Raw genomic sequence first — 19,483 nt, forward strand, 5'->3', positions numbered from 1 at the left:
CGGCGCCACCCAGAACAACCAGAGCTGCCCCATCGCTTCCACTCCGGCCCAAACAGCCACTGCGGTGCTACGCGCAGGGTTGACCGATGTATTAGTCACGGGGATGCTGATCATGTGAATCAGCGCCAGGGTGAGTCCAATAGCAAGGCCAGCAAAGCCAGAAGGCGCCAGGCGATCGGTGGCACCAATAATCACCAACAGGAAGAAGAAGGTGAGCACTAGCTCCACGATCAAGGCTGCCCAGAAGCCATAACCACCCGGTGAATGGGTGCCCCAACCATTTGTAGCCAGCGGATTACTACCTGCCATTACCAGATCAAAAGCCGGGCCACCTGCCACCACCAGCTTGATGAAGCCTCCGGCCAGCACGCCGCCAATCACCTGAGCCACGATGTAGGGCAGCAGCTCCGAACCCTTCATGCGTCCGCTGGCCCAAAGGCCGAAGCTCACCGCCGGGTTGAGGTGACATCCAGAGATGTGCCCAATTGCATAGGCCATTGTCACCACCGTGAGGCCAAAGGCCAGCGACACGCCAAGGAAGCCAAGTCCAAAGGGGTTGCCCGGAGCAATATCGGCTCCAGTGAGATACGGGAAATTAGCGGCAATTGCGGCACTACCGCACCCACCCAATACCAGCCAAAAAGTACCGAAGCCTTCGGCAAGAAGCTTCTTGCCCATTGGAATAGAGGCTGTCACAAAAATGATTGACAGGACTATGTGATTTTACCAGAAACACTTTGAAGAAAAAAGACTCTGGAAGCATTCCAAAGCATTCAGCCTCTAAGTGCCACGCCGGCGGCGCAGGGCTTTCTCCGCCTCTTCCCGGTCGTCGAAGTGAACCTTGGTGGTGCCGAGGATCTGATAGTCCTCATGGCCCTTACCCGCAATCAGCACCAGATCCCCAGGTGCTGCCGCGGCGATAGCGGCGGCGATCGCTACCGCCCGGTCGGCCTCCACCTGCATGGATGCGCCAGGGGGGATGCCGGCAGTCACATCGGCCAGGATTTGCTGGGCATCCTCGGTGCGGGGATTGTCGGAGGTCACATACAGCTGGTCAGCTAGCTGGGCTGCGATCGCTCCCATCTGGGGCCGCTTGCTGCGGTCGCGGTCGCCGCCGCAGCCAAACACGCAGATCAGACGTCCCACCGTGAAAGGGCGACAAGCAGCCAGGGCGTTGGCCAGGCCATCGGGGGTGTGGGCGTAATCCACCAGCACGGCTGGATCGCCGCCACCGTCGCCCACCACCACCCGCTCCATGCGACCAGGCACGCCGCGGAAGTTGGCCAGCCCCTCCAGCAACTGGGGCAGGGGGACGCCCTGCTGTACCAGGGCACCAACCGCCTGCAACAGGTTCATCAGGTTGAAGCGACCCAGCAGGGGTGAGTGGAATGCCCCCTCCCCCGCCGGCGTCTGCAGCACCCCGCGCACGCCGCCTGCCCCCAGCTGCAAATCGCGGATGAACAGCTCGGCGCTGGGATCTTCCAGGGAGCTGCGCCAACAGGCTTTACCTAGACGGCTCACCAGCTGGGCGCCCCAGGGGTCGTCGCCATTCACCACCGCCCCCCCAGCCAGCAGCGGCTCCGCAAACAACCGCGCTTTGGCCTCGAAATAGGCCTGCATCGAAGGGTGATAGTCGAGGTGGTCTTGGGTGAGGTTGGTAAACAGGGCACCGGAGAAGTGGCAGCCAGCCACCCGCTGCTGATCAAGAGCATGGGAGCTCACCTCCATGGCACCGATCTGGGCACCGGCCTCAACGGCCTGGGCCAGCTGGGCCTGGAGCAGATCGGCGAAGGCCGTGGTGTGCTGAGCCGTCACGCTGTGGCCAGGCCAGCGATTCACCAAGGTGCCAAACAGGGCCGAAGGCCTGCCTGACGAAACCGCCAGATGCTCAATCAAATAGGTGGTGGTGGTTTTGCCATTAGTGCCGGTGACCCCAATCAGGGCCAGCCGGCGACTGGGTTGGGACCAGAAGGCAGCCGCCAGCTCTCCGGCCCAGCGGTTCAGCGGCTCAGGCGCTACCAGCACAGCATCGCCTGGCCCAGGCGGCTGAAGGGCCGCCGCGGCCTCGCTAATCACCGCAGCTACCGCACCGGCCTGCAAGGCCTGGGGCCAGAAGCAGCCCCCATCCACCTGGGTGCCAGGCAGCCCCACAAACAAAGTGCCCCGCCCAATGCGGCGCGAGTCACAGCTGATGCCGCTCAACTCCCCGTTGGGCACGCCCAACGGCACCTCCAAACCCACCTGCTGCAGGACCGGATGGAGCAGCTGGGTCATGGCACCGTCAGGAAAGCTGGCGCCTTTCTAAGCGTCCTGGCTGGAAAAACCGTGCTTCTGCAACCAAACCTGCAAGCTGGCGCCAGCCAGCCGGGGCGGCACCCTGGGCAGCTGCCGATCTCCCTGGCCGGAGCGCACCTGCAGAACCGGCACCTCCAGCCCAAAGCGGGCCTGCAGGGCGGGATCACCATCCACATCGATCAACTCCAGCGCCAGCGGAGGATCGATGGCGCGCAACTTCTGCTCCAGTCCCTCACACAGACAGCACCCCTTGCGGGTTAGCAGCACCAAAACAGGGAGCCCGGGGGAGGAAGAGGGCCAAGAGGGAGCGGAGGAGAGCATCAATCGGGCACCGGATCGCAACCGCAGGCGCTGAAGGGATGACAACGCAGCAGCCGGCGCAGGGTGAGCCAGCTGCCCCGCCAGGGCCCATGGCGGCTGATCGCCTCGAGGCCGTAGGCGCTGCAACTGGGAATGAAACGGCAGCGGGGCCCCAGCAAGGGCGAAATCCACTGGCGATAAAAGCTGATCAAGGCGAGCAATAGGGCCGCCAGGCCACGAGTAAGCAATTGGGTCAGCAGCTGGGTTGACTGTTTGCTCGGCAGTTGGGGTGAAGCCCCAAGCTCGGCCTCTTGCAGGGAGACGAGGCCCGGCTCTGGCTGGAGATCGAGGCTGCGCGGCCCAACCGATAGGATCGATCGTTGGCGCGGCACAGCTCGAGTTAGCGGGATCATCCCAGCATGCTCGATACCGCAGCGCCTTGCCTCCCAAGGGAGGTACTTCGTCCTTTGAATTTGTTTTCATGTCTCGCTACCGCGGCCCTCGCCTGAGGATCACGCGGCGCTTGGGAGACCTTCCCGGTCTCACCCGTAAGTCCGCCAAGCGGTCTTATCCCCCCGGTCAGCACGGCCAAGCCCGTCGCAAGCGCTCCGAATACGCCATCCGCCTCGAAGAGAAGCAAAAGCTTCGCTTCAACTACGGCATCTCCGAACGTCAGCTGGTTCGCTACGTCAAGAAAGCCCGGGCCCAAGAGGGTTCCACGGGTACCAACCTGCTGAAACTGCTCGAGAACCGTCTCGACAATGTTTGCTTCCGTCTGGGTTTTGGACCCACCGTCCCCGGCGCCCGTCAGCTGGTGAACCATGGCCACCTGACCGTGAACGGCCGCGTCGTGGACATCCCCAGTTACCAGTGCAAGGCCGGCGATGTGGTCGCCGTGCGCGAGCGCAAGCAGAGCAAGCAACTGGCTGAAGGCAACTTGGCCTTCCCGGGTCTTGCCAACATCCCGCCCCACCTGGAACTCGATAAAAACAAGCTCGTCGCCAAGGTGATCAGCAAGTGCGAGCGCGAATGGGTCGCGCTTGAGATCAACGAACTGCTGGTGGTTGAGTTTTACTCCCGCAAGGTGTGAGCGACTGGCTGCTGCTGCGGCCCCGAACTCCCCAAGCCCTCGCCCAGTGGCGGGGGCTTTTTGTTGCATTCATTTTTGGAGCGACCGGCGTAGCGGCAGCGCCCAACCTGCGCGCTTCTTAGCTAAACCAATGCTTGGCTAAGCCTTGGTTTAGCTAAGCATTGCAAACACAAAGATCAGCCGCTGCCGATCAAGGTCTCCAGGGCGGCAGTCACATCGGCCTGACGCATCAGCGCTTCGCCCACCAGCACCGCATCGGCGCCAGCACCCTGTACCCGGTCGAGGTCGTCGCGGGTGAACAGGCCCGACTCGCTCACCAGCAGGCAGCCCTTGGCGCGGATGCGTTCGCCATAAACGGCAGTGAGCTGCTCGGTGGTGGCCAGATCGGTATGGAAGCTGGCCAAATCGCGGTTGTTGATACCGATAAGTTGCACGCCATCAAGGCCAAGCACCCGCTCTAGTTCCTCGCCGTCGTGCACCTCCACCAGCACGGCCAGGCCCAGAGCCCTGGCCACCTTGAGCAGGTAAGCCATATCCTGATCGCTGAGAATCGCGGCGATCAGCAGGGCCGCATCGGCCCCGGCGGCGCGGGCCTGAAATAGCTGATACGGGCTCAGGATGAAGTCCTTGCAGAGCAGGGGCAGATCCACCGCCTGGCGCACCTGCACCAGCACCTCAAAGCCACCCTGGAAAAACTGCTTATCGGTGAGCACCGAGAGGCAGCTAGCGCCACCGGCGGCGTAGCCCTTGGCAATCGCTTCGGGATCGAAATCCTCGCGGATCACGCCCTTGCTGGGGCTGGCCTTTTTCACCTCGGCGATCACCGCCGGCTTGCGGCAGGAGGCCCGCAGGGCCGCCAAAAAATCCCTGGGTGCCGGCAGCTCAGCCACCTGCTGTTTGAGCTTCTCCAAGGGCACCCTCTCCCGGGCGGCCGTTATCTCCCGATCCTTCTCCCAGAGGATCTGCTCAAGAATGTGGCGTGGCTCGCTGTCCTCGTGGCGGATGGCGTATTCGAGAAAGGCCACCTTCACCTTGGGGTTGGGCGGCCGGCGACGGATCTCCATGGTGCTCAGCCTGCCACCGCCATGGCTGCTTGCTTGTAGGCCACTTCCACCACCTCGCTCAAGGTTGGATGGGTGTGCACCTCCGTGGCCAGTTGCAACACGCTCTGGCGGCGGGCCACGGCGTTAGCGATCTCCTGGATTAGGTCTGCCGCATGCAAACCAAAGATGTGGGCGCCCAGCACCTCACCGCTGGCTTTGTTGAACAGCAATTTCATCAGGCCTTCGCCCTCGAGTTCAGCCAGGGCCTTGGAATTGGCCTTGAAGTAGCTGCGCACCAGGCCCAGCTCAAAGCCCTCTTGCTCAGCAAGGGCTTGGGCGTCGGCCTCGCTCAGGCCCACCGAGCTGATCTCCGGGTGGGTGAAGGTGGCCGCTGGAATTGATCGGTAGTCGATCTGGCGGCTGTGGCCAAGAATGTTGTCTACCGCCACGGTGCCTTGGGCGGCAGCGGTGTGGGCCAGCATCATCTTGCCGGTCACATCGCCTACGGCCCAAAGGTGCGGCACCGGCTCACCTCCCACCAGCACCCGCATGTGCTCGTCGACCGGCACGAAGCCCCGCTCGGTTTCCACACCAACGGCAGCCAGGTTGAGCTCGGCACTAGTGGGCACCCGCCCAGTGGCCACCAGCACCGCATCCACCTCCAGGGTTTCCACAAGCTCCTTGGTGGCCATGTCTGCCAGCTCGATCTTCACCGGGCAGCCGGGGGTCACCTTGCGGGCCAGCACACCGGCACGAGCGTCGATATCACGGCCATTGATCAAGGTGCGGGCAGCAAGCTTGGCGATGTCGGGATCGAAGGTGGGCATCACCCGATCTAGGGCCTCAATCATCGTGACCTCACAGCCCAAGGCCGTGTAGACGTCAGCGAATTCCAAGCCGATGTAACCGCTGCCGATGATCGCCAGCCAGCGGGGCAGCCACTCGAGGTTCACCGCCTCGTCGCTGGTGAACACGGTGCGCCCATCTGTCTCGATGCCGCGGGGCACGAAAGGCTCAGAACCAGTAGCCAGAATCACATCGCGGCCGCTGATGGTGCGCTCGATGCCACTGCCGCTCTCGCGCACCGTGACCTGCTGATGGCCGGCCAGGCGGCCCTGACCCCGCAGGATCGTGGCACCGGCGCGCTCCAGGGTTTTGGTGAGATTGCTGCGGATAGTTGCCACCAGCTGGTTGGCATGGTCGGCGATCTTTTGGCGCTCAAAGCGCACTGGGGCGGCGTGGATGCCGAAGCCCGCCAGATGCTCGGCGTCGGCCAGCTCCCGCACCCGGCCGCTGGCCGCCAGCAGGGCCTTGGAGGGCACACAGCCCCTGTTCACACAGGTGCCGCCCATATCGCGCGACTCAACAATGGCGACCCGCAGGCCATGGTCGGCAGCGTGCTTCGCCGCATCGAAGCCGCCATAGCCGGCACCGACCACGATCACGTCGTAATCGAAACTCGATCCGTCAAAACGCAATCCGTCAAGGGGGGCGTCGCTCACCGGGCAGCACTGCGGTTGTTGACGGGCATTCTCCCCCGTCAAGCTCCAGCCTGCTGGCGCAGACGCTCGAGCAGTAGCGGAGCTGCCGCCACGGCCACATTGAGGGATTCCACCGCTCGGCTGTGGGGAATGGTGACGCGCTGGCTGGCCAGGGCCTGGAGCTCCGTTGACACCCCAGCTCCCTCATTGCCAAGCAGTAACACCGTGGGCCGGGTCCAATCGAGCTGCCAATAGGGAAGAGGTGCCGAAATAACAGGCACCGATCCGGTCTCGGGGCGCACCGCAACCACCAGCTGCAGGCCGGCGGCCGTTGCCGCCTGCAACCGCTCCGCCAACTCCTGCCTGCTCTCTCGCACCAGGGGCAGGGCCAAGGCAGCCCCCGCCGAGGCGCGCAACACCTTTGGTTGAAATGGGTCAGCCCCATCGGCCAGCCACAGGGCCCCAACCCCCGCCGCCAAGGCAGTGCGCATCAAGGTGCCGAGGTTGCCGGGATCCTGGATCCCATCAAGAGCCAGCACAAAGCTGGCTGTGCCTGGAGCCGCTGCCGTCGGAGGCAGCAGGCTGGCCACCACTCCGTCGGGATGCTGGGTAGTGGCTATAGCTTCCAGCACCTCACCACTCACCAGTCGCCAACTGCAGCCTGGAGGCAGGGCTGCCACCAGCTCGCCATGGTCAGCCAGCCAAGCGGCGGTAGCCAACACCTCCCTGGGCTGAAGCCCTAGACGCACCGCCTCCTGCAGGAGGTGGGTGCCTTCCAGCAGCAGCAACCCCTGCTCGCGGCGACCGCGAGACTCCTGCAGAAGACGCAGCTGCTTAACCAGCGGGTTGCGGCGGCTAGTGAGCGGCTCGGCAGCACCCAAGCCATCGCTAGGGATCACTTCAGAAAGCCTGGTGACGGCGCACATGCAAACCGTCGTGCACTACGAGCTCCTTGCCGTCTAAATCGAGACCACGCACCGAGGCGACCTCACCCTTCAGGCCTTCAGCATGGAGGTTTTCGACCAATTTCTTGATGACAATGTCCTCGATCGTGGATTGATCAAGGCTATCGGGCGTAAGGCTGTCAAGGAATTTGCCTAACTTCGAGGCCATCACCTCGGAAGCGTTTGAGATCTTGAGAACGATCATGAGAAAAGTGCGGATGGGGAGACTTGAACTCCCACGACATTGCTGCCACTAGTACCTGAAACTAGCGCGTCTACCAATTCCGCCACATCCGCGTGGCTGTCGCCAGAGCTGAGCTCGCTGCAACAAAGAGAACATAAGCCATCGGCAACCCGCACCAGGAGTCGGAGCCAGTTCCGGCGGCGGTCGTCTAGACGGTCTCACCTTTTATTGTCAATATGCTGCGACATGAGCCGGGCAGTCGTTCCATGGGTCTGATCGCTGTCCAATCACCTAGCAAGACCCGTTCTCTTCAAAATCCTCGGCTTGAAATCCGAGGCGGCCGGCGACTCTCCGGCGAGCTGCACGTGAGTGGTGCCAAGAACTCAGCCTTGGTGCTGATGGCTGCCTGTCTGTTGACCAGGGACACCATCCGACTGAGAAACGTCCCTCCGCTCACCGACATCGCCGCCATGGGCGAAATGCTCAGCAGCCTTGGCGGCCAGGTCCACCGTGATGGTGACGCACTGGAATTAAAGGGCGACTCAATCAATAGCTCTACAGCCCCCTACGAGCTGGTGAATAGCCTCAGGGCGAGCTTCTTCTGCATTGGCCCCCTGCTTGCCCGCACTGGCATGGCCAAGGTGCCCCTGCCAGGCGGCTGCCAGATCGGCACCCGGCCAGTCGTCGAGCATGTCAAAGGTCTCAAGGCCCTGGGCGCCCAAGTAACCATTGAGCACGGGGTCGTCACCGCCGTGGTGCCAGGCAGCGGCCATCGCCTCACGGGCGGCCGCATCCATATGGACTGCCCCAGCGTAGGCGCTACCGAGACATTAATGATGGCGGCCGCGCTCGCCGATGGCGAGACGGTGATCGACAACGCCGCCCTTGAGCCAGAGGTGGTTGATCTGGCAGGCCTGCTGATCGCCATGGGCGCCAAGGTGCGCGGCGCCGGTACCTCCACGATCACGATCGTGGGTGTGGATCGCCTGCATGGCGCCGACTACGCCGTTATCCCAGATCGCATCGAAGCGGGCACGTTTCTACTTGCAGCCGCCATCACCCGCTCCCATTTGCGGGTAACCCCAGTGATCCCAGATCACCTTGGCGCCGTGCTCACCAAGCTCGAGGAGGCGGGTTGCACCTTGGAGCACGACGGCGTCGGGCTCACCATCAAGGCCGATCAGATCAATGCAGTTGACCTGCGCACCCAGCCATTCCCCGGCTTCCCCACCGACCTGCAAGCCCCCTTCATGAGCCTGCTGGCCACGGCCCGGGGCACCAGCGTGATCACCGAAAACATCTTTGAAAATCGCTTGCAGCACGTGGCCGAACTGCAACGCATGGGTGCCGACATCCGTATGCAGGCCAACACCGCCTTTGTGGAAGGGGTGGCCCGCCTCAGCGGTGCTCCAGTGCAAGGTAGCGACCTGCGCGCCGCCGCCGCCATGGTGCTGGCTGGCCTAGCCGCCGACGGCATCACCAGCGTGCGCGGCCTGGAATACCTAGACCGTGGCTACGCCAATCTTGAGGGCAAACTCAATGCTGCCGGTGCCAGCATTGAGCGTGTCAGCTCGGCGGCTTAAGCTCTCAACTGCGGGAGCGTGCCGGAATTGGTAGACGGACTCGACTCAAAATCGAGCGCCTTCGGGTTTGTGGGTTCGAGTCCCACCGCTCCCATCTCGCCCATCACCCACTCAGGCATGTCTGCCTCAGCCGTGATGGACACCTACGCCCGCTTCCCGATCAGCCTCACCCGGGGCCGGGGAGTCTGGGTTTGGGATAGCAATGGCAAGCGCTATCTCGACTGTGTAGCCGGCATTGCCGTCTGCACCCTCGGTCACAGCGACGGGCGGCTGAAGCGGGCCCTAAGCCGCCAGCTGGGCAAGCTGCAGCACGTATCCAATCTGTATCGAATCCCCGAGCAGGAGGAACTCGCCGCTGCGATCACCGCCAGCAGCTGCCTGGATCGGGTTTTCTTCTGCAACTCCGGCGCTGAGGCCAATGAGGCCGCCATCAAGCTGGCCCGTAAGCACGGCCACACGGTGAGGGGCATCGCCACTGGCGACGGCAAGGCGCCCCTAATCCTCACCGCCCAGGCCAGCTTCCACGGCCGCACCCTGGCTGCGGTTACGGCCACGGGGCAGCCCAAGTACCACCAGGGCTTTGAGCCGATGGTGCAGGGCTTCCGCTACTTCCCTTACAACGACACCGCCGCCTTTGAAGCCCTGCTCGCCACCTGCGAAGTGGAGGGTCCGCGGGTGGCCGCCGTGCTGCTCGAACCAATTCAGGGCGAAGGCGGCGTGCATCCCGGCAACAGGGCCTTTTTTCGGCGGGTGCGGGAGCTCTGCGACGCCCACAACATCCTGCTGATCTTCGATGAAGTGCAGATCGGCGTTGGCCGCAGCGGCCAGCTCTGGGGCTACGAGCAGCTGGGCGTCGAGCCCGATGCGATCACCCTGGCCAAGGGCCTCGGCGGCGGCATCCCCATCGGTGCCCTGGCGGTGAAAGCCTCAGTGGATCACTTCCGCCCCGGCGAACACGCCAGCACCTTCGGCGGCAACCCCTTCGCCTGCCGCGCCGGCCTCACCGTGCTAGCCGAACTAGAGCGGCGCGACCTGCTCAGCCACGTGCAGCGGATGGGCGCACTGCTGCAGGAGCTACTGGCCCAGCTGGTGAGCCGTCATCCCACCCTGCTGGAGGGGGTGCGGGGCTGGGGGCTGCTGCAAGGACTGGTGCTGCGCGAAGAGGCCCCAAGCGCTCCGGACATCGTCAAGGCGGCCATGGAGCAGGGGCTGCTGCTGGTGCCCGCTGGCCCACGGGTGGTGCGCTTCGTGCCCCCGCTGGTGATCCAGCCCCGCCACCTGCGCCTGGCCGTCGACCGCCTCGAGCGAGCCCTAGTCAGCCTTGGGCGATGAAACAGCCGTGGGCCCTGAGCTCGACAATTTCGCCGACCTGATCGAGCCCTTCAGCCGCCGCGGCGTCGACCTGGGACTCGATCGGCTCCAGGCCGCCCTGGCAGAGCTTGGCAACCCCGAGCGCCGCTTTGCCGCCGTGCAGGTGGCGGGCACCAACGGCAAGGGCTCGATCTGCACCCTGGTGCACCAGGCCCTGCTGGCCGCCGGCATCCGCGCCGGCCTCTACACCTCGCCGCACCTGGTGAGCTGGACCGAGCGCATCCGGCTTGGCCATGACCCGATCGCCGCGCCATGCCTGCGCCGCCACCTGGAAGCCGCCACGCCGATCGCCCAACGCCACCAGCTAACATCGTTTGAACTGGTCACCGCCGCGGCCTTCCTGGCCTTCGCGGAAGCTGAACTTCAGCTGGTGGTGCTGGAGGTGGGACTGGGGGGCCGGCTCGACGCCACCACCTGCCATCCCCACCGGCCCGTGATCGGCTTTGCCTCGGTGGGGCTCGACCACGCTGAGTTCCTCGGGCCGGATCCAGCCACAATTGCCGCCGAGAAAGCCGGCGTGCTCCAGCCGGGGGCCGTGGCAATTAGCGCTCCCCAGAGCCCGGAGGTAGCGGCGGTGCTGAACGATCGCGCCGCCGCAGTGGGAGGCGAACTGCGCTGGGTGGAGCCGCTGGATCTCAACCAGTGGACCCTGGGGCTTTCAGGAGCAGTGCAGGCCGCCAATGGCGCCGTCGCCCTGGGCCTGCTGCGGGCATTAAAGGAGCGGGGCTGGCCCGTCAACGACCCAGCCATACGCCGCGGTTTCGCAGCAGCCCGCTGGCCAGGCCGACTACAACAACTGAGCTGGCACGGCATACCCCTACTGCTCGATGGCGCCCACAACCTGCCTGCCGCCCTCGCCCTACGCACCGAACTCGACGCCCATCCCGAGCGCCACGGCCTGGCCTCCGGCCCGCGCTACTGGGTGCTGGGCATGCTGGCCAACAAGCAGGGGCCGGAGATAGCCGCGGCCCTGCTGGCCCCGGGAGACCGGGCCTGGATCGTGCCGGTGCCGGGGCACGCCTGCTGGAGCCTTGCAGCCCTTACCGCCGCCTCTCCCAGACTCGATAGCCAGCTGCACAGCGCCCCCAGCCTCGAGGCCGGCCTAGCCCAAGCGGGAAGTGGTTTGCAGCGCGTGGTGGTTGCTGGCTCTCTCTACCTACTCGGCCAGGCAGCCACATCAGAACAAGCTCGAGCCCCCTCAACCAGGCTCAATCAGACCCAATGAGACTCAATGAGGCTCAATGAGGTTTTTTGCTTGTTAGCTTAGCTAAGGCTAAGTCAAGTCGTAAAACACTCCTACTCCTCCCCTTCTGTCACCCCACACCATCCGGGCCAGAGTGAGGTCCCCCGGCCCATCCCCATGGCTCCCTTCTTCGAGCTCCTCTCAGCGGCCCAGTCAGGAGCGAAATTAGTGGCGAAATCAGGAGCTAAATCAATAGGGAAATCAATAGCCCTTTCCCTAGCCCTGGGGCTGCTGCTGGTGCTGTCTCCACTGCTTTCTCCACTGCCGGCAGCAGCCGACTTCTCCGGCGTGGACTACACGCTCACCAACCAGAACGAGCAGGATTTCAGCGGTCAGGATCTAGCCAATACCTCCTTCGCTGGGGCCACCGGACGGCACGCCAACTTCAGCGGCGCCGATCTGCACGGGGCGATCCTCACCCAGGCGGCCTTCCCCGATGCCAATTTTGCCGGCGCCGATCTGAGCGGCACCCTGATGGACAAGGTGGACCTCTCCGGAGCCGATCTCAGCGGCGCCATTCTCACCGGGGCGATCGCTTCAGGCAGCAGCTTCCGCGGCGCCAACGTCACCGATGCCGACTTCAGCGACGCCCTGATCGATCGGGTAGACCAGCGCTCCCTCTGCCGCGATGCCGAAGGCACCAACCCGATCACCGGCGCCGACACCCGCCTCAGCCTGGGCTGTTAAGCCAGCCGCGCAATTTGCCGGGGTTGAGCAGGCCGGCCGGGTCGTAGGCGGCCTTTGCTGCCACCTGGTCGGCATCGATCACACCCAAGCCGCCATCTTCGACGCTGATCACGTGGGGGTTAAACAACACGGCACCGCAGCGGCGGCAATCGTCTAGCAGCTGCTGCAGGGCCTCCTCGCCGCGCCAGCGCAGCAGCGGCAGGGCCGCCAGCCGGGCCGCACCCTGCTGCCTCACGGCCTCCAGGTGCCAAAGCAGGTCGTCGCCCCATTGCTGCCGCAGGCGCTCCAGACAGGGGGCCTCCGGCTGGGGCAGCAGCATCTGCAGGTAGGTCCAATCCGGATGCTGGGCGCGCCAATGCAGGGTGGTGTGGTTCCAGCTGAGCTCCCGCAGCGGCAGCCCCCGGCTCTGGCCCTGGGGGGCCTGCCAGCGCAGCGCTCCGCCCCGGGCCGCCAGCCAGCTCGGCAACACCTCCAGGGCTGCGGGGGCGACCAGCAACAACAGGCGCTGCTCACCAGGCTCGGGCGCCGGACAGCCCGCCGGCCAGGGGAGCTGGCTAACCAGCGGCGCCTCCAGCACGGTGATGGCATTGAGCTCAAAGGCCGTGCTTGTAAGTGCCTGGGCCGCCGCCAGGGCCTGCCCCCACTGCTCGAAACCCACCACCAGCTGCTGCCAAACCACCGCCTCGCTGGTGGGCAGCCGCAGGGCAGTGATGATGCCATTGGTGCCGTAGGCGTGGTTGAGCGGGGCGCTGGCCGCAGCATCGAGCTGCAGCAGCCGCGGCTCGGGCTCGAGAGTTACCACCTCCAAACCCAGCAGGTTGCCGGGATCGCGCAGAAAACCCCAGCGCAGGGAGCCGATGCCGCCGGAGCCACCGGCGATAAAACCACCGATGCTGGCGCTGCGCACCGTGCTGGGCACCAGCCGCAGGGCCCGGCCCCGGGGGGCCAACTGCTTCTCGATCGCCCCCATCAAGGCGCCTGCCTCCACCTCGAGCACGCCGGTGGCTTCATCCAGCTGGCGCAGCTGATTGAGGCCGCTGAGATCCAGCACCAGGCCGCCTTGCAGAGGCACGCACTGGCCATAGTTGCCCGTGCCGGCACCCCGCACCGTCAAGGGCACGCCCTGGCGAGCACAGGCTCCTGCCACCAGCAGCACCTGCTCCACCGTGGTGGCTCTGGCCACCAGCTGGGCGCGGCAGCCCTGCAGCAGGGGCACCAGCACCGGCGAGTAGTCGTAATAGTCGCGGGAGAGCCGCTCCAGCTCCAGCGGCGACTCGGCCCCGAGCAGCGGCAGGGTCGAATCCAACCGGCGCAGCTCAGCTGCCAGAGCAGTGATCTGGTCCTCAGGGCAACGCTCAGCCATGGGGTGGCAAAAGGGGGGAAGGTTTCTCAGCTTCGGGCGGCGGCAGCCAGACGCCTTGACGCAATACCCGCCGCTGGGGCGGCCGGGCCAGCAGCTCCCACCAGCTACCAGCCCCAAGCAGCACTAAATCGGCTGGGGCCCCAAGCCGCACTACCCCATCCCAGGCCAGCTCCAGCACCGCTGCGGCGGCGGTGCTGAAGGGGGCCAGGCCCAGCCGCTGCCAGGGCACCAATTGGCAGAGCGGCGCCGACCAGCGCAGCAGCTCAATGGGATCGAAATCACCACCTGGATACCAGGGGTCTTGCACGTTGTCGCCGCCGATAGCCAGCCTCACACCCGCCTGCTGCAGGCTGCGGATCGGCGCCAGGGGCCGCCGCCAGGGGGTGCGCCCGGGCCGGCGCCCCAGCAGCCAAAAATTGGTGGTAGGCAGGGCTACCACGGCGATATTGGCGGCGGCCAGCCGATCCGCCAGCCGGTCGCAGTTGCGTTGCGGCAACAGGGCCATGCTGCTGGCGTGGCTGCAGGTGATCGCCACGGCGCGGCGCTGCTCCAACACCAACTGGGCCACCATCGCCAACCCCTCACCAGGGCAGGAATCGGCCTCATCAACGTGCAGATCCACGCCGCAACCATGGCGCTCCGCCAGGTCAAGCAGGGCCAACAGGGCCTCGCGGTCGGCGCTGCGGCGAGCGGCACCCTGGCCATAGGGCGGCCCGATCACCCCACCCAGCAGCCCCTGGCCAGCGGCCACCCGCCGGGACAGGGACTGCCCCTCCGCCGTGAGCCAATGGCCCATTGGTGCCAGGGCCACCAGCTGCAGCTCCAGCCGCTCGCGCCAGCGCTCACGGGCCGCCAACAGAGCTTCCCAGCTGGGCTCGGCCCCAGCCCCCACGCTATCGATATGGCTGCGGATCGCCCGCACGCCGTTGCGCCAGGCCCGCTCCAAGGCCCGCTCAGCCCGCTCAGCCACCTGCTCAACGCTGCGCTGAGCGTATTCGCGTTGATTAGCAGCTAAGGCCGCCGCCATCGTGCCCTCCCGGTTGGGAAAGGCGGCGGCGCTGAAAGCCTTATCCAAGTGAGCATGGGGCTCAATCAGGGGAGTTAGGGCCAGGGGCAGGCTGGCCGCCACCGCCTGGGCGGGCAGGGGCGAAATGGCCGTGATCCGTCCCGCCTCGAAAGCGATGCTCAGGGACACCAGCCCATCCGCATCGGCGCGAAACCCGGCTCCGCCCAGGCGCGGATCCAGCAGCCCCCGGGGCAGGCGCAGCTCCACTAGGGGCTCTCGGGACGGTCGGTGGCAGCGCTGATCAACACAAATTGACCGGCTACGCCCACCACGGTGGAGCGAAAGCGAGGCACCTGCCAGCGCAGCAGCGATTGGCCACCAAGCTCACTTTCGAAAACACTCAACAGGCCGTAGTTGCGGCGGGGGGTGTGGCTGAGCACCACGGCCGCCAAGGCCGCTCGCTGGGCCTGAACAAGCCCCACACAGTTGTTGATCGCCATCCGCAACAGCACCGGCACGCCGCTATCACCGCAGAGCTCCTTGCTGATCTCTTCCACTAGGCGATCACTGGCGTAGGCGCGGAAATCGGCAGGGGATGGATTGGTGAGGGCAAGCCCGCCAGCGGCTAGGGCGAGCACGATCAAGCCAGGCGCCCATGCAAAGCGGGCCGGGGTGTCCGAACGCCAGACCAAACGGTTCAAAGTTGCAGGCAATCAAGGTTGGCACCCTTTGCTCGCCACGGCAGGCGCCTTGCCCCAACCCTCAACGTCCTGTCTAATGCGAGCCCAGGGGCAAGGGCATGGACCAGAAGCTCATTGGCACGGCCTTTCTTTCTGCCCTGGCAGCAGCCCTGCTCGACGCCGACTCAGCAGCATTTCTACGCGACCTAGTCGGGCCCTGGCTGCGCTCGCCGCTGCTGGTGCCAGTGGCCGGCGTGCTGCCCGAACTGCAAACAAGCGCAGGGATTCTCTGCCTGGTAGCAATTCCGATCCTGTGGCTGAGGCCGCGGTAGCTGGGCTGAAGCAGGTCGCCGCAACGGGTGAGAAGCCTTGACAGGCCACGACTTGCTACATTCCAAGGGTGCGGCGGGCGTCGCCAAGCGGTTAAGGCAGCGGCTTGTGGTGCCGCCATCCGGGGGTTCGAATCCCCTCGCTCGCCCTTGATTCCCTAGCCGTCCCCACCACTTTTGGGGCGGCTTTTTTGTGACTACTGCAGCGTCTGCAGCAAAACCCCAGCCCCATGCCGCACCGGATCGGCGCAGGGCAAGCCGAGCTCGGCCGCGGTGGCGGCAACAGCAAGCTGAGCTGCGGCGGCGTCCAATCGGGCGGTGTTGAGCGCCACGGCCCGCACCCGCGGCCGCAGGCCATCGGGACGCCCCAAGGCCGCCAGTGCCTCCAGCGCCGCGATCAACTCGGGCAGGGGCGGGATCGCTACCGGCACCTCCCCTGGCCGGGTGCGCACGTGGCTCTGGCCAGCGCGGTGCACCAGCAGCAGTTCGGTGGGCTGGCTGCCGCGCAGCAGGGGCAAGGTGGCGCTGGAGCCCGGATGGCAGAGCGACCCCTGGCCCTCCACCAGCAGCAACGCCTCCGGCCCGGCCCCAACGGCGGCGGCCAACACGGCCGCCTCCACGGCACCGGCGGCGTAATCAATCCGCACGGCATCGAGGGCCACGCCCTGGCCGCTAATCAAGATGCCTGCCTGACCCGTGCCCACAAAGCGGGCATCAAGGCCGCGGCGCCTGGCCTCAGCCTGCAACTCCAAGCAGGCGCTCATCTTGCCCACGGCCATATCCGAACCCACGGCCAGCACCCGGCGGCAGGGCAGGGCAGCGGCGCGTGCTGCGGCCACCTCCAAGCCAGCCGGCTCCTGGCGCAGATCCCAGATCCACTGGCCGGCTCGGCTGCAGGCGGCAGCCAGCTCGGGATCATCGCCAAGGCGGCTGTGCAGGCCACTGGCCAGGTTCAGCCCCGCCTCCAGCGCCGCCAGCAGATCAGCCCGCATCGCTTGTGGCAGACGGCCGCCGGAGGGGGCCAGCCCCACCACCGCCACCTCGGGCCCGTAGGCCAGGGCCGCCGCCATATCAGCCACCACCGGCACAGCCCGCTCAATGCCGCTCACCTGCTGCAGGTCGCAGCCAGCGAAAGCCGGATCGATCACCGCCACGATCGGCCCACTGCGATAGCGCAACATCGCCAAACCGGTCTTGCCGCTGAGGTCGTCGAGGCCGCCGTGGAGCAGCAGCACGACCGGAGCGCTTGGGCTCAACATGACGCCTGCCCCATGGAGATACCCAGATTGATGCCAAGGCCGGGGCCCGCTGGCGGAATCAGCACGTCTCCCTCCAGGGTCAATCCGGTGAAGGGGTCGTCCACCAGGTTGAGATGGCTATCGAGATCGGGCCAGGTCACTAGGGGCAGCAGCTGGGCTGCCGCGCCATTGAGCAGGGCGCCATCCGAGTAGCACCCCACCATCACCCCTAAACCCAGGCGGCGAGCAGCCTGGGCCAGCAGCAGGGCCTCGCTGAGGCCACCGCTCTTGAGCAACTTGATGTTGATGCCATCTACGTGGGGTGCCAGCCGCAGCAGATCGGCCAGCTGCCAGCAGCTCTCATCGGCCACCAGGGGCAGGGGGGATTCGCCATGCAAGGCCGCAAAACCAGCGCTGTCAGCCTCCGGATCCAGCAGGGGCGCCAGGGGCTGCTCGAGCAGCACCACGCCGGCCCGCTCCAGGGGCTCGAGCATGGCCCGGGCTGTGGCCAGATCCCAGCCGCCGTTGGCATCCACCTGCAGCTCGCAGGCGCTACCCGTCTGCTGGCGCCGCCGCTCAAGGGCGGTAGCCACCCCCTCCAGCAGGGGCAGGTCGTGGGCGATGCCAGCGGGGCTGCCCAGCTTGAGCTTGATGCGGGTGGCAGGCAACTGCAGCCACCAGCGCTCGAGCCGCGCCAGGACAGCCTCGGGCGTACCTAAGCCAAGGGTGACGCTGGTGGCGACACAGGCGCCTGGATCCAGGCCCCAGAGCCGGTGCAGGGGCTGGTTCAACCTTTTGCCCCACCAGTCGTGCAGGGCCAGATCCAAGCCGCAACGGGCCGGGGGGCTCAGGGCGGCCAGCAGGGGCTCCAGGGCCTGCAGGGGCTCAGGCGCCAGGGCGACCAGCTGGGGGGCAACCGCCTCCAGCTCCGCAGCAACGACATCGGTGTCGTAATGGCGGTGGCCGGTATCGAAGCCGCCGGTCTCGCCTATGCCCGTGAGCCCGTCGTGCTCAAGGCTCACCAGCAGGTGCTCCGCCGCAGCCGTCGTGCCGCGGCTGATGGCCAGGGGCACGGCCTTCGTGAGCTGAAAGCGTTGCAGGCGAAGCTGCATCAGAGCTAAGGCGCTGGCCTCAAGCTGACACGGGTCTGGCACACGTCCTGGAATCCGTACAGCGTGTACAGATTCCAGGACACCAGAACAGGTCCCTTTTCCCGCCAGCCGCCAACCCTGATGGCCGAAACTAGTTGCATGACGGCCACCAACCTCAGCACCAACGTCCCCCGCGGCAGCTACTGGATCACCACCTTTGGCTGCCAGATGAACAAGGCGGATTCCGAGCGCATGGCAGGGATCCTGGAAGCCATGGGCTACCGGGCCGGCACAGATGAGCACAGCGCCGATCTGGTTCTCTACAACACCTGCACAATCCGCGATAGCGCCGAGCAGAAGGTTTACAGCTACTTAGGCCGCCAGGCCCAACGCAAGCGAATCAACCCCAACCTCACCCTGGTGGTAGCGGGCTGCGTAGCCCAGCAGGAGGGCGAATCTTTGCTGCGGCGAGTGCCCGAGCTGGATCTGGTGATGGGCCCCCAGCACGCCAACCGGCTGGACACCTTGCTGGCCCAGGTGGAGCAGGGTCAGCAGGTGCTAGCCACCGGTGAGCAGCACATCCTTGAAGACATAACCACCGCTCGCCGCGACAGCCAGGTATGCGGCTGGGTGAATGTGATCTACGGCTGCAATGAGCGCTGCACCTACTGCGTGGTGCCCTCGGTGCGCGGCCAGGAGCAGTCGCGGCTGCCCGAAGCGATCAAGCTGGAAATGCAGGGCCTGGCGGCACGCGGCTTCAAGGAGATCACCCTGCTGGGCCAAAACATCGATGCCTACGGCCGCGACCTGCCCGGCATCACCCCCGAAGGCCGCCGCGCCCACACCCTCACCGACCTGCTCCATCACGTCCACGACGTGGCCGGAATTGAGCGGATCCGCTTTGCCACCAGCCACCCGCGCTACTTCACCGAGCGGCTGATCGATGCCTGCGCCGACCTACCCAAGGTGTGCGAGCACTTCCATGTGCCCTTCCAGAGCGGGGACGATGACGTGCTCAAAGCCATGGCCCGCGGCTACACGGTGGATCGCTACCGCCGCATCGTTGAGCGCATCCGTGAGCGCATGCCCGATGCCTCGATCAGTGCCGATGCGATCGTGGCTTTCCCCGGCGAAAGCGACGCCCAATACCGCCGCACCCTGGCCCTGATTGAGGAGATCGGCTTCGACCTGGTGAATACCGCCGCCTACTCGCCGCGGCCCAACACCCCAGCAGCCGACTGGCCAAACCAGCTCAGTGAGGCGGTGAAGGTGGAACGCCTGCAGGAGCTCAACGCCCTGGTGGAGCGCACCGCCCAGCAGCGCAGCAACCGCTACGCCGGCCGCTGTGAGCAGATCCTGGTGGAAAGCAGCAATCCCAAAAACTCCAATCAGGTGATGGGCCGCACCCGCACCAACCGGCTCACCTTTTTCCCCGCTCAAAACGCCCATGGCAGCCCGATCAAACCGGGCGACCTAGTAACGGTGCAAATCGAAGAGGTGCGCGCCTTCTCCTTGAGCGGCAAACTGGCCTGAGTTTTGGGCCCCCTGGGTCCCA

The 19,483-nt window shown here is 65.8% G+C and carries 20 protein-coding genes and 3 tRNA genes; 9 read left to right on the forward strand and 14 right to left on the reverse strand.

Features of this window, described 5'->3' with window-relative positions; translation table 11 throughout:
- The 4 genes from aqpZ to yidD form a co-directional block, all read right to left on the reverse strand.
- A partial coding sequence (gene aqpZ / locus KBY74_RS05675) for an aquaporin Z (protein ID WP_254941858.1) occupies window positions 1-678 on the reverse strand: 678 nt, incomplete at its 3' end.
- Window positions 679-780: 102 nt separating this feature from the next.
- A complete protein-coding gene (locus KBY74_RS05680) occupies window positions 781-2,274 on the reverse strand; it encodes a UDP-N-acetylmuramoyl-L-alanyl-D-glutamate--2,6-diaminopimelate ligase (protein WP_254941859.1) in 1,494 nt (497 codons plus the stop codon).
- Between the two features lie 27 nt (window positions 2,275-2,301).
- Complete coding sequence (locus KBY74_RS05685; RefSeq protein WP_254941860.1) at window positions 2,302-2,616, reverse strand: glutaredoxin family protein; 315 nt, start codon at window positions 2,614-2,616, stop codon at window positions 2,302-2,304.
- Window positions 2,616-2,879, reverse strand: coding sequence for a membrane protein insertion efficiency factor YidD (gene yidD / locus KBY74_RS05690; protein WP_254941882.1), 264 nt, complete (start codon window positions 2,877-2,879; stop codon window positions 2,616-2,618). The genes KBY74_RS05685 and yidD overlap by 1 nt, the downstream gene beginning before the upstream one ends.
- A 197-nt stretch (window positions 2,880-3,076) precedes the next feature.
- On the opposite strand from yidD, the gene rpsD reads away from it, so the two are divergent.
- Window positions 3,077-3,685 carry a 30S ribosomal protein S4 gene (gene rpsD, locus KBY74_RS05695; protein ID WP_106501418.1) on the forward strand — a complete coding sequence of 203 codons (609 nt, stop codon included), beginning with the start codon at window positions 3,077-3,079 and terminating at the stop codon, window positions 3,683-3,685.
- 176 nt (window positions 3,686-3,861) lie between these two features.
- Here rpsD and trpC read toward each other — a convergent pair whose 3' ends face one another.
- The 5 genes from trpC to KBY74_RS05720 form a co-directional block, all read right to left on the reverse strand.
- Window positions 3,862-4,749 carry an indole-3-glycerol phosphate synthase TrpC gene (gene trpC, locus KBY74_RS05700; protein WP_254941861.1) on the reverse strand — a complete coding sequence of 296 codons (888 nt, stop codon included), beginning with the start codon at window positions 4,747-4,749 and terminating at the stop codon, window positions 3,862-3,864.
- A 5-nt stretch (window positions 4,750-4,754) separates the two neighbouring features.
- Window positions 4,755-6,230 (reverse strand): dihydrolipoyl dehydrogenase, encoded by a 1,476-nt coding sequence (locus KBY74_RS05705; protein WP_254941862.1) that lies wholly within the window; start codon window positions 6,228-6,230, stop codon window positions 4,755-4,757.
- A gap of 38 nt (window positions 6,231-6,268) precedes the next feature.
- Window positions 6,269-7,108, reverse strand: a complete 840-nt coding sequence (locus KBY74_RS05710; RefSeq protein WP_254941863.1) for an RNA methyltransferase — start codon at window positions 7,106-7,108, stop codon at window positions 6,269-6,271.
- A 1-nt stretch (window position 7,109) separates the two neighbouring features.
- Entirely contained in the window at window positions 7,110-7,358 is a 249-nt protein-coding gene (locus KBY74_RS05715; protein WP_254941864.1) for a hypothetical protein, read from the reverse strand.
- Window positions 7,359-7,366: 8 nt separating this feature from the next.
- Window positions 7,367-7,450: transfer RNA gene (locus KBY74_RS05720), tRNA-Leu, on the reverse strand.
- A 153-nt stretch (window positions 7,451-7,603) separates the two neighbouring features.
- On the opposite strand from KBY74_RS05720, the gene murA reads away from it, so the two are divergent.
- The 5 genes from murA (at window position 7,604) to KBY74_RS05745 (ending at window position 12,221) form a co-directional block, all read left to right on the forward strand.
- On the forward strand, window positions 7,604-8,920 hold the full coding sequence (gene murA / locus KBY74_RS05725; RefSeq protein ID WP_254941865.1) for a UDP-N-acetylglucosamine 1-carboxyvinyltransferase: 1,317 nt from the start codon (window positions 7,604-7,606) through the stop codon (window positions 8,918-8,920).
- Between the two features lie 12 nt (window positions 8,921-8,932).
- Window positions 8,933-9,014: transfer RNA gene (locus tag KBY74_RS05730), tRNA-Leu, on the forward strand.
- A gap of 23 nt (window positions 9,015-9,037) precedes the next feature.
- Window positions 9,038-10,252, forward strand: coding sequence for an aspartate aminotransferase family protein (locus KBY74_RS05735; protein WP_254941866.1), 1,215 nt, complete (start codon window positions 9,038-9,040; stop codon window positions 10,250-10,252).
- The gene (locus tag KBY74_RS05740) at window positions 10,242-11,516 is read left to right on the forward strand and encodes a folylpolyglutamate synthase/dihydrofolate synthase family protein (protein ID WP_254941867.1); all 1,275 of its coding nucleotides are present in this window, start codon (window positions 10,242-10,244) and stop codon (window positions 11,514-11,516) included. Before KBY74_RS05735 ends, KBY74_RS05740 begins: the two co-directional genes overlap by 11 nt.
- A gap of 135 nt (window positions 11,517-11,651) precedes the next feature.
- Window positions 11,652-12,221, forward strand: coding sequence for a pentapeptide repeat-containing protein (locus tag KBY74_RS05745; RefSeq protein ID WP_254941868.1), 570 nt, complete (start codon window positions 11,652-11,654; stop codon window positions 12,219-12,221).
- Here the strand turns inward: KBY74_RS05745 and KBY74_RS05750 are convergent.
- The 3 genes from KBY74_RS05750 to KBY74_RS05760 are packed head-to-tail and all read right to left on the reverse strand — an operon-like array spanning window position 12,205 to window position 15,228.
- A complete protein-coding gene (locus tag KBY74_RS05750) occupies window positions 12,205-13,584 on the reverse strand; it encodes an FAD-binding oxidoreductase (RefSeq protein ID WP_254941869.1) in 1,380 nt (459 codons plus the stop codon). The two genes, KBY74_RS05745 and KBY74_RS05750, sit on opposite strands and share 17 nt — an antisense overlap.
- Window positions 13,577-14,857 (reverse strand): amidohydrolase family protein, encoded by a 1,281-nt coding sequence (locus KBY74_RS05755; protein WP_254941870.1) that lies wholly within the window; start codon window positions 14,855-14,857, stop codon window positions 13,577-13,579. Before KBY74_RS05755 ends, KBY74_RS05750 begins: the two co-directional genes overlap by 8 nt.
- The gene (locus tag KBY74_RS05760; RefSeq protein ID WP_254941883.1) at window positions 14,857-15,228 is read right to left on the reverse strand and encodes a DUF4359 domain-containing protein; all 372 of its coding nucleotides are present in this window, start codon (window positions 15,226-15,228) and stop codon (window positions 14,857-14,859) included. The genes KBY74_RS05755 and KBY74_RS05760 overlap by 1 nt, the downstream gene beginning before the upstream one ends.
- A gap of 161 nt (window positions 15,229-15,389) precedes the next feature.
- On the opposite strand from KBY74_RS05760, the gene KBY74_RS05765 reads away from it, so the two are divergent.
- On the forward strand, window positions 15,390-15,602 hold the full coding sequence (locus KBY74_RS05765; RefSeq protein WP_254941871.1) for a hypothetical protein: 213 nt from the start codon (window positions 15,390-15,392) through the stop codon (window positions 15,600-15,602).
- A 73-nt stretch (window positions 15,603-15,675) separates the two neighbouring features.
- Window positions 15,676-15,748 (forward strand) — tRNA-His (locus KBY74_RS05770).
- A gap of 48 nt (window positions 15,749-15,796) precedes the next feature.
- Here the strand turns inward: KBY74_RS05770 and KBY74_RS05775 are convergent.
- Entirely contained in the window at window positions 15,797-16,858 is a 1,062-nt protein-coding gene (locus tag KBY74_RS05775; RefSeq protein ID WP_254941872.1) for a DUF1611 domain-containing protein, read from the reverse strand.
- Window positions 16,852-17,949 carry a dipeptide epimerase gene (locus KBY74_RS05780; RefSeq protein WP_254941873.1) on the reverse strand — a complete coding sequence of 366 codons (1,098 nt, stop codon included), beginning with the start codon at window positions 17,947-17,949 and terminating at the stop codon, window positions 16,852-16,854. The genes KBY74_RS05775 and KBY74_RS05780 overlap by 7 nt, the downstream gene beginning before the upstream one ends.
- Window positions 17,950-18,069: 120 nt before the next feature.
- On the opposite strand from KBY74_RS05780, the gene miaB reads away from it, so the two are divergent.
- Window positions 18,070-19,461, forward strand: coding sequence for a tRNA (N6-isopentenyl adenosine(37)-C2)-methylthiotransferase MiaB (gene miaB / locus KBY74_RS05785; protein WP_254941874.1), 1,392 nt, complete (start codon window positions 18,070-18,072; stop codon window positions 19,459-19,461).
- The last annotated feature ends 22 nt before the right edge of the window (window positions 19,462-19,483 follow it).

The organism is Cyanobium sp. A1C-AMD, from assembly GCF_024346495.1.
In the GTDB taxonomy this organism is placed as follows: domain Bacteria; phylum Cyanobacteriota; class Cyanobacteriia; order PCC-6307; family Cyanobiaceae; genus Cyanobium_A; species Cyanobium_A usitatum.

Coding starts and splice junctions, on each gene's coding strand:
- KBY74_RS05680 (WP_254941859.1), bottom strand. CDS start 2,274: ATGACCCAGCTGCTCCATCCGGTCCTGCAGCAGGTGGGTTTGGAGGTG.
- KBY74_RS05685 (WP_254941860.1), bottom strand. CDS start 2,616: ATGCTCTCCTCCGCTCCCTCTTGGCCCTCTTCCTCCCCCGGGCTCCCT.
- rpsD (WP_106501418.1), top strand. CDS start 3,077: ATGTCTCGCTACCGCGGCCCTCGCCTGAGGATCACGCGGCGCTTGGGA.
- trpC (WP_254941861.1), bottom strand. CDS start 4,749: ATGGAGATCCGTCGCCGGCCGCCCAACCCCAAGGTGAAGGTGGCCTTT.
- KBY74_RS05715 (WP_254941864.1), bottom strand. CDS start 7,358: ATGATCGTTCTCAAGATCTCAAACGCTTCCGAGGTGATGGCCTCGAAG.
- murA (WP_254941865.1), top strand. CDS start 7,604: ATGGGTCTGATCGCTGTCCAATCACCTAGCAAGACCCGTTCTCTTCAA.
- KBY74_RS05735 (WP_254941866.1), top strand. CDS start 9,038: ATGTCTGCCTCAGCCGTGATGGACACCTACGCCCGCTTCCCGATCAGC.
- KBY74_RS05745 (WP_254941868.1), top strand. CDS start 11,652: ATGGCTCCCTTCTTCGAGCTCCTCTCAGCGGCCCAGTCAGGAGCGAAA.
- KBY74_RS05750 (WP_254941869.1), bottom strand. CDS start 13,584: ATGGCTGAGCGTTGCCCTGAGGACCAGATCACTGCTCTGGCAGCTGAG.
- KBY74_RS05765 (WP_254941871.1), top strand. CDS start 15,390: ATGGACCAGAAGCTCATTGGCACGGCCTTTCTTTCTGCCCTGGCAGCA.
- KBY74_RS05775 (WP_254941872.1), bottom strand. CDS start 16,858: ATGTTGAGCCCAAGCGCTCCGGTCGTGCTGCTGCTCCACGGCGGCCTC.
- KBY74_RS05780 (WP_254941873.1), bottom strand. CDS start 17,949: ATGCAGCTTCGCCTGCAACGCTTTCAGCTCACGAAGGCCGTGCCCCTG.
- miaB (WP_254941874.1), top strand. CDS start 18,070: ATGGCCGAAACTAGTTGCATGACGGCCACCAACCTCAGCACCAACGTC.